This is a genomic window from Streptomyces sp. YJ-C3 (assembly GCF_053891275.1).
On the sequence record NZ_CM132685.1, the window covers coordinates 5,755,976 to 5,768,914 of the forward strand.

The 12,939-nt window shown below is 72.9% G+C and carries 12 protein-coding genes; 9 read left to right on the forward strand and 3 right to left on the reverse strand.

What is annotated here, in order from left to right:
• The 6 genes from ACVHNB_RS25700 (at position 1) to abc-f (ending at position 8,202) form a co-directional block, all read left to right on the forward strand.
• Positions 1–2,565, forward strand: a complete 2,565-nt coding sequence (locus ACVHNB_RS25700) for an ABC transporter permease (protein WP_456226009.1) — start codon at positions 1–3, stop codon at positions 2,563–2,565.
• A 111-nt stretch (positions 2,566–2,676) separates the two neighbouring features.
• Positions 2,677–3,546, forward strand: coding sequence for a TIGR03621 family F420-dependent LLM class oxidoreductase (locus ACVHNB_RS25705; protein WP_456226010.1), 870 nt, complete (start codon positions 2,677–2,679; stop codon positions 3,544–3,546).
• Positions 3,547–3,604: 58 nt separating this feature from the next.
• On the forward strand, positions 3,605–4,033 hold the full coding sequence (locus ACVHNB_RS25710; RefSeq protein ID WP_428956324.1) for a GNAT family N-acetyltransferase: 429 nt from the start codon (positions 3,605–3,607) through the stop codon (positions 4,031–4,033).
• Positions 4,034–4,218: 185 nt separating this feature from the next.
• Positions 4,219–5,553 (forward strand): hemolysin family protein, encoded by a 1,335-nt coding sequence (locus ACVHNB_RS25715; RefSeq protein ID WP_456226011.1) that lies wholly within the window; start codon positions 4,219–4,221, stop codon positions 5,551–5,553.
• Positions 5,550–6,563, forward strand: coding sequence for a hemolysin family protein (locus ACVHNB_RS25720; protein ID WP_428956322.1), 1,014 nt, complete (start codon positions 5,550–5,552; stop codon positions 6,561–6,563). Before ACVHNB_RS25715 ends, ACVHNB_RS25720 begins: the two co-directional genes overlap by 4 nt.
• Positions 6,564–6,579: 16 nt before the next feature.
• Complete coding sequence (abc-f, locus tag ACVHNB_RS25725; RefSeq protein ID WP_456226012.1) at positions 6,580–8,202, forward strand: ribosomal protection-like ABC-F family protein; 1,623 nt, start codon at positions 6,580–6,582, stop codon at positions 8,200–8,202.
• 129 nt (positions 8,203–8,331) lie between these two features.
• On the opposite strand, the gene ACVHNB_RS25730 is transcribed toward abc-f, so the two are convergent.
• Positions 8,332–8,616, reverse strand: coding sequence for a holin (locus ACVHNB_RS25730; protein WP_428956320.1), 285 nt, complete (start codon positions 8,614–8,616; stop codon positions 8,332–8,334).
• Positions 8,617–8,737: 121 nt separating this feature from the next.
• Here ACVHNB_RS25730 and ACVHNB_RS25735 point away from each other — a divergent pair, with 121 nt between their 5' ends.
• Genes ACVHNB_RS25735 through mug form a run of 3 tightly spaced genes read left to right on the forward strand, consistent with a single transcriptional unit; the run spans position 8,738 to position 11,591 of the window.
• Positions 8,738–9,532 (forward strand): SGNH/GDSL hydrolase family protein, encoded by a 795-nt coding sequence (locus tag ACVHNB_RS25735; protein ID WP_456226013.1) that lies wholly within the window; start codon positions 8,738–8,740, stop codon positions 9,530–9,532.
• 59 nt (positions 9,533–9,591) lie between these two features.
• On the forward strand, positions 9,592–11,031 hold the full coding sequence (gene purB / locus ACVHNB_RS25740; RefSeq protein ID WP_456226014.1) for an adenylosuccinate lyase: 1,440 nt from the start codon (positions 9,592–9,594) through the stop codon (positions 11,029–11,031).
• Positions 11,028–11,591 carry a G/U mismatch-specific DNA glycosylase gene (gene mug, locus ACVHNB_RS25745; protein ID WP_456228948.1) on the forward strand — a complete coding sequence of 188 codons (564 nt, stop codon included), beginning with the start codon at positions 11,028–11,030 and terminating at the stop codon, positions 11,589–11,591. The genes purB and mug overlap by 4 nt, the downstream gene beginning before the upstream one ends.
• Here the strand turns inward: mug and ACVHNB_RS25750 are convergent, their stop codons facing one another.
• Together ACVHNB_RS25750 and ACVHNB_RS25755 are read right to left on the reverse strand one after the other, a co-directional pair.
• The gene (locus tag ACVHNB_RS25750; RefSeq protein WP_428956317.1) at positions 11,592–12,398 is read right to left on the reverse strand and encodes an SAM-dependent methyltransferase; all 807 of its coding nucleotides are present in this window, start codon (positions 12,396–12,398) and stop codon (positions 11,592–11,594) included.
• A gap of 97 nt (positions 12,399–12,495) precedes the next feature.
• Positions 12,496–12,915, reverse strand: a complete 420-nt coding sequence (locus ACVHNB_RS25755) for a hypothetical protein (RefSeq protein WP_428956316.1) — start codon at positions 12,913–12,915, stop codon at positions 12,496–12,498.
• Between the last annotated feature and the right edge of the window lie 24 nt (positions 12,916–12,939).

The window sequence follows — 12,939 nt, forward strand, 5'->3', positions numbered from 1 at the left end:
GTGCTGAGGGCGACGCTGCGGAGCTTCTTCGCGCACAAGGGACGCCTGGTGCTGTCGGCGCTGGCCGTGGTCCTGTCGGTGGCGTTCGTCGCGGGCAGTCTGATCTTCTCGGACACGGTGGCCCGCACCTTCGACCGGCTGTTCGCCTCGACGTCGGCGGACGTGCGGGTGAGCCCGAAGGAGGACGACCTCGGTGAGGCGGTGCCGTCCGGGGAGGTGCGTACGCTGCCCGCCTCCCTGGCCGACCGGCTCAAGGAGGTGGACGGGGTCGCCGCCACCCACCTCGACGCCGGGGTGGAGAACATCACGGTCGTCGACCGGCGGGGCGACTCGGTCGGCCCGACCACCGGCGCCCCCACCATCGCCACCAACTGGGAGCCCACCGACCGCAGTCCGGTCCGGTTGACGTCGGGGCACGCGCCGCGCGGCGACCGCGAGGCCCTGCTCGACGCGGACACCGCCGACAAGAAGCATGTACGCATCGGGGACACGCTCACCGTCATGGCGCGCCCCGGGTCGTTCAAGGTCGAGATCGTCGGCATCGCGACGTTCCGCACCACGAATCCGGGCGCGGCCCTCGTGTTCCTGGACACGGACACCGCACAGCGCCGCTTGCTCGGCGGTCCCGGCCGGGCGACGAGCATCTCGCTCGACGCGGCGGCGGGCGTGAGCGACGCACAGCTCAAGCGGAGGGTCGCCCAACAGCTGGGCAATACGTACGAGTTGGAGACGGCGGACGAGGACGCGAAGTCGGCGGCCGAGGATCTGGGCGGCTTCCTCGACATCATCAAGTACGTGATGCTGGGATTCGCGGGCATCGCCGTCCTCGTGGGCGTCTTCCTCATCGTCAACACGTTCTCGATGCTGATCGCCCAGCGGACACGGGAGTTGGGGCTGCTGCGGGCGCTCGGCGCCGACCGGAGGCAGGTGCGGCGTTCGGTGCTGACGGAGGCCGTGCTGCTGGGGCTGGTCAGTTCCGCCGTCGGCCTCGGGGTGGGGATCGGACTCGCCGCGGGCCTCATCAAACTGATGGGCGCCTTCGGGATGAACCTCAAGTCCACGGAGATGGTGGTGGGTTGGGGCACACCCGTCGCCTCGTTCGCGGTCGGCGTCGGGGTCACCTTCGTGGCCGCGTATCTGCCGTCGCGGCGGGCGGCCCGCGTCTCCCCCATGGCGGCGCTCGCCGACGCCGAGGTCGCCGGTGCGGGCCGGCCGCTGAAGGTGCGCGCGTTCGTGGGCCTGGTGGTCGGCGCGGCGGGTGCGGCCGCGCTCGTCGGCTGCGCGGCCGCCACGCGGACCGGGACGGCCGGGTCGCTGCTCGTGCTCGGGATCGTGCTGACGCTGCTGGCGACGGTGATCGCCGGGCCGCTGCTCGTCCGTCCCGTCATCCGCGTCCTGGGCGCCGCGTTCCCCGCCGTGTTCGGGTCGGTCGGCCGGATGAGCCAGCGCAACGCGCTGCGCAACCCGCGCCGCACCGGTGCCACGGCCGGTGCCCTCATGGTGGGGCTGGCGCTGGTCGCGGGCATGTCCGTGGCGAGTGCCTCGATGAGCAAGTCGTTCGACGAGCAGATCGACAGGACGCTGGGCGCCGACTTCACCGTGCAGAACGCGAGTTTCATGCCGTTCCCGCAGGAGGTCACCGAGAAGATCGAGGCCACCGACGGGGTCGGCCTGGTGGTGCGGCAGCGGTTCACCCCGCTCGCGGTGCGCATGCCGGACGGCGAGCGGGTGAAGACGACGGCCGCCGGGTACGGGACGCGGCTCGACGACGTCGCGCACGTGACGTACGCGCAGGGCGACACGGCGGCCGCCCTGGCGCCCCGACACGTGGCGCTGCAGAAGGAGTTCGCGGACGACCACGGGGCGCGGGTGGGCAGTGTGCTGCCGGTGGAGCTGCCCGGCGGGCGGCGCGCCGAATTCACCGTGGGCGCCCTCACCGACCAGGAGGGCGGCGGCTTCGGCATGCAGGGCGGCTTCTTCATGGGGCTCGGCACCCTGGAGAAGTACGTGCCCGGCGGCCAGGACTCGGCGGTGTACGTGAACGCGGCGGCCGGCACCTCGCCGGACACGCTGCGCACCCGGCTGGACCGGACGCTCGACCCGTATCCGCAGGTGCAGGTGCGCGACCTGGCCGACTACAAGAAGCTCGTCCACGACCAGATCGCGGTCCTGCTGTATCTCGTGTACGCGCTGCTCGGCCTGGCGATCGTGATCGCGGTCCTCGGCGTCGTCAACACCCTTGCGCTGTCGGTCGTGGAGCGGACCCGGGAGATCGGGCTGCTGCGGGCGATCGGGCTCGCGCGGCGGCAGTTGCGGCGCATGATCCGCCTGGAGTCGGTGGTCATCGCGGTGTTCGGCGCGGTGCTCGGGCTCGCCCTCGGCCTGGTGTGGGGCGTGTCCGCGCACCAGGTTCTCGCCCTGGAGGGCATGGAGGCGCTGGCGATCCCCTGGCCGACGATCGTGGCGGTGGTGGTCGGTTCGGTGCTCGTGGGCCTCGCGGCGGCGCTGCTTCCCGCGCTGCGGGCCTCACGGATGAACGTGCTGGCGGCGATCGCCCACGAGTGACGGGCCGGGCCCGTGGGCCGGTGCGGTTCGCCGAGAGCCGACCCGGGCCCGCGACGGCCCGCGCGCTGCTACCCCTGGGAGGAACAACAGGCGGCGAACCGAGGAGAGTTGATGACCCGACCGTTCCGCTTCGGCGTCACCCTGTCGACCGCTGTCGACGCGGACGCCTGGCGCGCCAAGTGCCGCAGGGCCGAGGAGCTCGGCTACGACACGATCCTGGTGCCGGACCATCTGGACAGCCCCGCGCCGTTCCCGGCGCTCGTCGCGGCGGCGCAGGCGACGACCCGGCCGCGCGTCGGGACGTCCGTGCTCAACTGCGCCTTCTGGAACCCGGTGCTGCTCGCCCGCGAGGTCGCGACCGCGGCCGCCCTCACGGACGGCCGTCTCGAACTGGGCCTGGGCACGGGATACGTCCGCGCGGAGTTCGAGCGGGCCGGCGTCGCGTGGGGCACTCCCGGCAGCCGGGTGGACCGTCTGCTGCGCACGGTCGAGGAGTTGGAGCGCCTGTGGGACCCGTCGGGCCCGGTGCCGCGGCCCCCGCTGCTGATCGGCGGCGACGGCGACCGCATGCTGCGCCTGGCCGCCGAGCACGCGGACATCGTCGGGTTCACCGGGACCCGGCCCCGCCCGGGGCACCCCGGCGCCCTGCTGCCGCTGCCTGCCGCCGAGCTCGACGGCAGGGTCGCCGCGTACCGGAAGTTCGCGGCGGACCGGGCCGAGCCCGCCGAGCGGAACCTCCTGGTGCAGCTGGTGGCCGTGACGGACGATCCCTCCGCCGCCGCCCGCCCCTGGCTGGAGCGCATGCCGGAGCTGACCGAGCGGGACGTGCTGGAGTCGCCGCTCGCCCTCATCGGCACCCGGGAGCAGATCGTCGAGCGGCTCCTGGCGCACCGCGAGCGGTACGGGTTCTCGTACGTCACCGTCCTGGAGCCGTACCTCGAAGCGCTGGGCACGGTCGTCGCGGAGCTGCGGGGCCGGTGAGTGTCCGCGATGTGAAATGTGCGGCTGTCCGGGTGAGGCCGGTGATGGGATCGGGGCCATGAGCGAACTCCGTATCCGATCCGCCTCTCCCGCCGACCTCGACGCCGTGCTGGCGTTCTGGAAGACGGCCGCCGAGGGCACGAGCATCAGCGACGACCGAGCGGGCGTGGAGCGCCTCGTCGCGCGGGACCCGCGGGCGCTGCTGCTCGCCGAGCGCGGCGGGGAACTGGTGGGCACGGTCATCGCCGGGTTCGACGGCTGGCGGTGCCATCTGTACCGGCTGGCGGTACGTCCGGACGCCCGTCGGCAGGGGATCGGCGGGGCGCTGCTGGCCGCCGCGGAGGAGCGGTTCGTGGCGCTCGGCGGGCGGCGGGGCGACGCGATGGTCCTGGACCGCAACGAGCGGGCGCAGCATGCGTGGAAGGCCGCCGGTTACACGCCGGAGCAGCAGTGGACCCGCTGGGTGAAGCCGCTGGCCGAGGACTGAGCGCGGCGTCCCGGCCGACCCTGCTTTGCTGATCCTTTACCATGGGACAGTCATTCGAACGTCTGCGAAAGGTGTGAGCGTCCGCCCATGGGCGACCCTCCCAGTACCCGGTCCGTCCCCCTGCGCGGCCCCCGAGAGCGCGCGCCCCTCCCGCCCCTGGCCGATCATGGGACGGAGGTGACCCGATGACCGAAGTGCTCCTGCTCGCCGTCGCAGTGCTGCTCTCGCTGATCTGCGGCGCCTTCGTCGCGGCGGAGTTCTCGCTCACCACCGTCCAGCGCGGCGATCTGGAACGCGCGGTCGAGCGCGGTGAGCGCGGCGCCGCCGGCGCCCTCAAGGCCGTACGGAACCTGACCTTCCAGCTGTCCGGCGCCCAGCTCGGCATCACCGTCACCAATCTGGTGGTCGGCATGCTCGCCGAGCCGTCCATCGCCAAGCTCATCGCCGGTCCGCTCGAGGCGGTCGGCATCCCGTCGTCGGCGTCGACCTCGGTCGCGCTCGTGCTGGGCACCGCCCTGTCGACCGTGTTCCTGATGGTCGTCGGCGAGCTGGTGCCGAAGAACTGGGCGATCTCGTCGCCGCTGGCCGTCGCCAAGCGGGTGGCCACGCCGCAGCGCTGGTTCAGCGCCGCGTTCCGCCCGTTCATCACGCACCTGAACAACACGGCGAACCGTCTCGTACGCCGTTTCGGGATCGAGCCGACCGAGGAGCTGGCCTCCGCGCGCGGCCCGCAGGAGCTGATGGCGCTCGCCCGGCACTCCGCGAAGGAGGGCGCGCTGGAGGCGGACACCGCCGAACTGTTCGTCCGCACCCTGAACCTGGCGGACCTGACCGCCGAGAACGTGATGACGCCACGGGTCCAGGTCATGGCCCTCGACGTGCAGGCCACCTGCGAGGACGTGGCGAACGCGACCCGGGCCACGGGCCTGTCCCGGTTCCCCGTCTACCGCGGCAACCTCGACTCCGTCGTCGGTGTCGCGCACATCAAGGACGTGCTCGCCGTGCCCGCCGAGCAGCGGTCCCGCAAGCGCGTGGCCGAGCTGCTGCGCGAGCCGCTGCTGGTCCCCGAGTCGCTGACCGTGGACCGGCTGCTCGACCGGCTGTCCGGCAAGCGCACCATGGCCGTCGTCATCGACGAGTACGGCGGCACCGCCGGTGTCGCCACCCTGGAGGACATCGTCGAGGAGGTCGTCGGCGAGGTCCGTGACGAGCACGACCCGCACGAGACACCCGACATCGCGTCCGCGGGCACCGACGAGGAGGGCCGCACCCTCTACTCGGCCGACGGCGCCGCCCGCACCGACCAGCTCGCCCGCGTCGGGCTGCGCGTGCCCGACGGGCCGTACGAGACGCTGGCCGGACTCGTCGCGACCGAGCTGGGCCGCATCCCCGACGTCGGCGACAGCGTCGAGGTCACCGGGTGGCGGCTGGACGTCGTGGACGCGCACGGACACCGCGCGGCCCGTGTCCTGCTGCACACGCCGCATCCCGACAGCGCCCCGCAGGAGGAGGCCCGATGACCGCGATCCAGTTGCTGATCGGCCTGGCGACACTGGTCGTCAACGCCTTCTTCGTCGGCGCCGAGTTCGCCCTGATCTCCGTGCGCCGCAGCCAGATCGAGCCGCACGCGGAGGAGGGCGACCGGCGGGCGCGCAGCGTCCTGTGGGGCCTGCAGCACGTGTCGGCGCTGCTCGCCGCGGCGCAGCTCGGCATCACCCTGTGCACGCTCGTGCTCGGCATCGTCGCCGAGCCGGCCATCGCGCACCTCCTGGAGCCGGTGTTCGACGCGGTCGGGGTGCCGCACGGGCTGGTCCACCCGATCTCGTTCGTGATCGCCCTGACCGTGGCGACGTATCTGCACATGCTGCTGGGCGAGATGGTGCCGAAGAACATCGCGCTCGCCGAGCCGGTGCGCTCGGCGCTGCTGCTGGGGCCGCCGCTGGTGGCGCTGGCGCGGGCCCTGCGTCCGGTGATCTTCACCGTCAACGCGTTCGCGAACACGCTGCTCAAGCTGTTGCGCGTGGAGGTCAAGGACGAGGTCGCGGCCACGTTCTCGGACGACGAGCTGGCCCGGATGGTCAAGGACTCCTCCGAGGCGGGCCTGATCGACGACCGGGCGCAGGAGCGACTGCACGACGCGCTGGAGCTGGGCCGACGCCCGATCAAGGACGTCGTCCTGCCGCTGGAGAAGGTCGTCTACGCGCGCGTGGGCGTCACCCCCGAGCAGTTGGAGCGGCTGTCGGCCGAGTCCGGGTTCTCGCGGTTCCCCGTGGTGGACGGCGGGCGGCGCATCGTCGGCTATCTGCACGTGAAGGACGCGCTGGACGCGGCGCCGCGCGATCTGCCGTTCCGGGTGCCGGACATGCGGTCCATCGCGCGCGTGCGGGAGACGACACCGCTCGACGACGTGCTCACCGCGATGCGCGGCAGCCGCACGCACGTGGCGGCGGTGCTCGGCGCGGACGGCCGGCTCGCCGGCATGGTGACGATGGAGGACGTGCTGCGGGAGCTGTTCGGTCAGAACGTGTGATGTCTCAGGGGGCCCGATGAGTCAGCTCGTGGTGAAGGACGTGTCGTACGGCTATCCGGACCGGCCCGTGCTCGACCGGGTGTCCCTGTCGGTGCGCCCCGGCGAAAAGGTCGGGGTCATCGGCGAGAACGGCTCGGGCAAATCGACACTGCTGCGGCTGGTGGCGGGCGAACTGATCCCGGCGGAGGGCGAGGTGCGCGTCGTCGCGGAGGGCGGCACCGGCTACCTGGCGCAGACAGCGCCGTTGCCGCCCGACGCGACGGTGCGGGACGCCGTCGACCACGCGCTCGCCGGGCTGCGCGACCTGGAGCGGCGGATCAGGGCGGCCGAGGCCTCGCTCGGCTCCGCCGACGGCGCCCGCCTCGCCGCGTACGCCGATCTGGTGGCGGCCTTCGAGGCGCGCGACGGCTACCGCGCCGACGCCCGGGTCGAGGCCGCCCTGCACGGTCTCGGCGCCGCGCACCTCGACCGCTCGCGCACGCTCGGCTCGCTGTCGGGCGGGGAGGCGGCGCGGCTCGCGCTGGCCTGCGTCCTCGCCCCGCGGCCCGAGCTGCTGCTCCTGGACGAGCCGACGAACCACCTGGACGACCAGGCGCTGAGCTGGCTGGAGGACCGGCTGCGCGCGCATCGCGGCACCGTCGTCGCCGTCACCCACGACCGGGTCTTCCTCGACCGGGTGGCCGGTGCGATCGTCGAGGTCGACGGCGACCGCCGCTCGGTGGCTCGCTACGGCAACGGCTGGCACGGCTATCTGGAGCAGCGGACCGCGCTGCGCAACTGCTGGGAGGAGCGCTACCGGGAGTGGCGCGAGGAGGTCGAGCGGCAGGAGCGGATCGCCGAGGACACCTCCGCACGTCTGTCGGGCGGCTGGCGGATGCGGGACAGCAGCTCGTTCGCCAAGTTCTCCAAGCACCAGCGGTCCGTGGAGGGCCAGGTGTCGGGCGTCGTGCGCAACGCGCGCGAGCGGCTGCGGCGGCTGCGGGCCGAGCCGGTGCCGAGGCCGCCCGACCCGCTGCGCTTCACGGTCGGGGACGGGGCCCTGGAGGGCGGCGACCACCCGTTCCTGGGCTCCGTCGACGTGACGGACGCCGTGGTCGAGGGGCGGCTCACGGTGGAACGGCTGTCGCTCGCCCCGGGGTCACGGACGCTGGTGACCGGGCCGAACGGGGCAGGCAAGTCGACGCTCCTCGCCCTGCTCGCGGGCCGCCTCGCCCCGGATCGCGGCACGCTCCGGCTCCCGCCGCGCATCGGCTACCTGCCGCAGGAGGTCGCGCACCACGGTTCGGGGCTGCCGTTGCTCGACGCGTTCGCGGCCGGGCTCGGCGGGCTGCCCGAGGACCACGCCGGGCGACTGCTCGCGCTGGGCCTGTTCCGCGAGGAGGACCTGGCCGTGCCGGTGCGGGGGCTGTCCGTGGGGCAGCGGCGCCGGCTCGACCTGGCGCGGCTGGTCACCCGCCCCGCCGACCTGCTGCTCCTGGACGAGCCGACGAACCACGTCTCCCCCGCGCTCGTCGAGGACCTCGACGCGGCGCTCGCCGGGTACGCGGGCACCCTCGTCGTGGTCTCGCACGACCGCAGGCTGCGGGAGCGGTTCGCCGGGCAGCGGGTGCGGGTGGCGGACGGGGAGGTGCGGCCTTGAGCGGCTGTGCCGGTGGCGTCGTGAGGCGCTGAGCTTCTGCGCCGCTGAGCTCTTGAGGCGCTGAGCTTCTGCGGCCCTGAGGGTTCTTGATGTCCCCGATGTCCTTGAGGTCCTTGAGGTCCTTGCGGGTCAGGCGGCCTGTTCGCCGGTCGCGGCCGGTTCGCCGGTGGCGGGCGCCGCTGCCGTGCTCGGGGTGGGCGCCTCCAGGATCCCGGGGCCGTGCGGCCCGACGCCCGCGGTGCCGACCGCGGTGAGCACGGCGAGCACCGCGGCGAGACCGGCCGTGCCGAGCGCCGCGGCCCAGTCGACGTCCAACAGGTTCGTCGCCCCGGCCACGAGGACGGCGGCCAGGGCCTGGGCGAAGGTTCTGATGGCGCGCTCCGCGGTGGCCTTCCAGAAGGAACCGGTCCACATGGCGTACTCCCCCGTGACGTGATGCTGCGGTGTCTGTTCCCGGCATGCCGCCGACGGAAACCGCTGCCCGGGCCTGCCGCGCGGGCAGCCGCTCACCGGCCGGGATACGATCTCAGGCGCCATGCAGATGAATGCCAAATACACCAGTCTTGTCGCGGTCGGCGACTCCTTCACCGAGGGCATGTCGGATCTCCTGCCCGACGGTTCCTACCGCGGCTGGGCCGACCTGCTGGCCGGCCGCATGGCGGCACAGAGCCCCGGCTTCCGCTACGCGAACCTCGCCGTGCGCGGCAAGCTCATCGGACAGATCGTCGACGAGCAGGTCGACGTGGCCGCCGCCATGAAGGCCGACGTCGTGACGCTCGTCGGAGGGCTCAACGACACGCTGCGCCCCAAGTGCGACATGGTCCGGGTGCGGGACCTGCTCACCGAGGCCGTCGAGAGGCTCGCCCCGTCCTGCGAGCAGCTCGTCCTGATGCACAGCCCCGGGCGCAACGGCCCCGTGCTGCAGCGCTTCCGGCCCCGCATGGAAGAGCTGTACGCGTGCATCGACGACCTCGCGGCGAAGCACGGCGCCCTGGTCGTCGACCTGTACGGGTCGCCGGTCCTGGCCGACCAGCGCATGTGGGACGTGGACCGGCTGCACCCGACGGCGGAGGGCCACCGGCGGATCGCCGAAGCGGTGTGGCAGGCCCTCGGCGGCGAGGCGGAGTCCGACTGGCAGGCCGTGCTGCCGCCGGCGGTACCGCCCCACTGGGTGGCGCGCCGCGTGGCCGACGCCCGCTTCGCCAAGCAGCACCTGGGCCCCTGGATCGGGCGCCGGCTGACCGGCCGCTCCTCGGGCGACGGCCGTCCGCCGAAGCGTCCCGAGCTGGTGCCCTATGAGCAGGGCGGGACGAGCGAGCGGTCCTCGTAGCTTCGAACGAACGGGCCCGTGGCGTCGACCTGCACGAATCGCCAGTAGAATCCGTACACGTGACTGCGCCTGCCAAGCCCCGTATCCCGAACGTTCTCGCCGGACGCTACGCCTCCGCCGAGCTCGCCACCCTCTGGTCGCCGGAGGAGAAGGTGAAGCTGGAGCGCCGGCTCTGGCTCGCCGTGCTGAAGGCCCAGAAGGACCTCGGGATCGAGGTGCCGGACGCCGCGATCGCCGACTACGAGCGGGTGCTCGACCAGGTCGACCTGGCGTCGATCGCCGAGCGCGAGAAGGTCACGCGGCACGACGTGAAGGCCCGGATCGAGGAGTTCAACGCGCTCGCCGGGCACGAGCAGGTCCACAAGGGCATGACGTCCCGCGACCTGACGGAGAACGTCGAGCAGCTGCAGATCCGGCTCTCCCTGGAGCTGGTGCGCGACCGCAGCGTCGCCGTCCTCGCGCGCCTCGCCAAGCTGGCCGGCGAGTACGGCGAGCTGGTCGTGGCGGGCCGCTCGCACAACGTCGCCGCGCAGGCCACGACGCTGGGCAAGCGCTTCGCGACCGCCACCGACGAGCTGCTCGTCGCGTACGGCCGGGTCGAGGAGCTGCTGACCCGCTACCCGCTGCGCGGCATCAAGGGCCCGGTCGGCACCGCTCAGGACATGCTCGACCTGCTGGGCGGCGACGCCGACAAGCTGGCGGACCTGGAGCAGCGGATCGCCGCGCACCTGGGCTTCTCGCAGGCGTTCACGTCGGTCGGCCAGGTCTACCCGCGCTCGCTCGACTACGAGGTCGTCACCGCGCTGGTGCAGCTGGCCGCGGCGCCCTCGTCGACCGCCAAGACGATCCGGCTGATGGCCGGGCACGAGCTGGTCACCGAGGGCTTCAAGCCGGGCCAGGTCGGCTCGTCGGCGATGCCGCACAAGATGAACACCCGCTCCTGCGAGCGCGTCAACGGCCTGATGGTCATCCTGCGCGGCTACGCGTCGATGACCGGCGAGCTGGCGGGCGACCAGTGGAACGAGGGCGACGTGTCCTGCTCGGTGGTGCGCCGTGTCGCGCTGCCGGACGCGTTCTTCGCGCTCGACGGTCTGCTGGAGACGTTCCTGACGGTCCTCGACGAGTTCGGCGCGTTCCCGGCCGTCGTCGCCCGTGAGCTGGACCGCTACCTGCCGTTCCTCGCCACCACGAAGGTCCTCATGGCGTCGGTGCGCGCGGGCGTCGGCCGCGAGGAGGCCCACGAGGCCATCAAGGAGAACGCGGTCGCCTCGGCGCTCGCGATGCGCGAGCAGGGCGCCGAGCGCAACGAGCTGCTCGACAAGCTGGCGGCCGACTCCCGTATCCCGCTGGACCGTGCGCAGCTCGACGAACTGATGGCGGACAAGCTGTCGTTCACCGGTGCGGCCGCCGGTCAGGTGGCGCAGATCGTGGCCCGCGTCGAGGAGATCGTGAAGCAGCACCCGGAGGCGGCCGGCTACACGCCCGGGGCGATCCTCTGACCCGGCTGACCCGCGCGGACCTGGAGGCCGCTCGTGACCGTCCGGTTCCGGACGTCGTCGCGAGCGGCCTCTCCGTGCTGTTCTGCGGGATCAACCCCGGCCTGATGACGGCGGCGACCGGGCATCACTTCGCGCGGCCCGGCAATCGCTTCTGGCCGGTGCTGCATCTGTCCGGGTTCACACCCCGGCAGCTCAAGCCCGCCGAGCAGGAGGAACTGCTGTCGTACGGGCTCGGCATCACGAACGTGGTCGCGCGGGCCACGGCGCGCGCGGACGAGCTGAGCGCCGAGGAGTACCGCGAGGGCGGCCGTCTGCTGGAGGAGAAGGTCGCGGGGCTGCGGCCGGCGTGGCTCGCCGTGGTGGGCGTGACCGCGTACCGGGCGGCCTTCGGCGAGCCGAAGGCGCGGATCGGGCCGCAGGAGCGGACGGTCGGGGGCGCCCGGGTGTGGGCGCTGCCCAACCCCAGCGGCCTGAACGCGCATTGGACGGCGGTGACGATGGCGGAGGAGTTCGCCCGGCTGCGCGTCGCGGCGTCCTCCCCCGACCTGCCGGGGCACTAGCTACGGCTTGCGGGCCACGATCCCGAACTGGGCGACCAGCGGCCCTTCTTCGGTGCCTTCGGTGCGCCAGCGGGCGCACGAGACGAGACCGGGCTCGACGATCTCCAGGCCGTCGAGGAACGCGGTGACCTCGGCGCCGGTGCGGGCGGTGATCGGAGGTGTCGCGTTCTCGTTCCAGAACTTCATCGCCGCCTCGTTGCCCTCCCCGCCCAGTTCCAGCGTCGGGTGGGTCAGGACGACGTAGCTGCCCGAGGGGATCGCGTCGACGAGGCGGCGCACGATGGCCGCGGCCTCCTCGGTGTCGAGGACGAAGTTCAGGATGCCGAGGAGCATGACCGCGACGGGCCGGTCGAAGTCGAGGGTCTCGGACGCGGCCTCCACGATCGCCCGCGGGTCGCGCGCGTCCGCGTCCACGTAGCTGGTGGCGCCCTCGGCGGAGCTGGTGAGCAGGGCGCGCGCGTGGGTGAGCACGATCGGGTCGTTGTCGACGTAGACGATGCGGGCGTCGGGCGCGATGCGCTGGGCCACCTCGTGCGTGTTGTCCACGGTGGGCAGGCCCGTGCCGACGTCGAGGAACTGGCGGATGCCCGCCTCCCCGGCGAGGAAGCCGACGGCGCGGCCCAGGAAGGCGCGGTCGGCGCGGGCGACCTCGCCGATGCTCGGGTACATGGACGTCACCATGTCGCCGACCTTCTCGTCCACCTCGTAGTGGTCCTTGCCGCCCAGCCAGTAGTTCCACACACGGGCGTTGTGCGCGATGTGGCTGGCGATCCGCTCCCCCGGCTGCTGCGCGCTGTCGTCGCTCATGTGCTCTCCTTCGTGCGGTGTGCGGCCGGTGGGCTCCAGGCCGGGCTCAAGATCCCATGGTGGCACGGGAGTTCCGCACATGTGTGCCACTGGGGGGCTACGGAGGGGCGACATCCGTGATCACGGCGAGCAGTTGGTACGGCTGGTCGTCACCCTGGTGGGACACGGCGAGGGCCACCCATCGCTCGTCGGCGCTCCACAGATGGACGTCCTGGGCGCTGGCGCTGAGCCAGCCCCAGGGCTCGGGTATCTCCTCGCCGTGCTCCAGCGCCCGGGTGTGGACGCTCCACAGACTGAACCGGTACGGCTCTCCCCAGCGCGCGGTGAGCAGCGCGGACAGGCCGTCGCGGTCCGCGTCCGCCTGGGCCTCCGCCACGTCGCGCGGCCCGTCCCGCTCGGTCAGCTCCGCCGTCACGAACCCGGGCCCGCCCCAGCCCACGGCGGACCTGCCGTGCTCGGCCGGGAAGGGGGCGGCCCGCAGCAGGTCGATCGTCGCGAGTTGCTCCGCGGTGTTCATGCCTCCAGTAAAGCGGCCGCCACT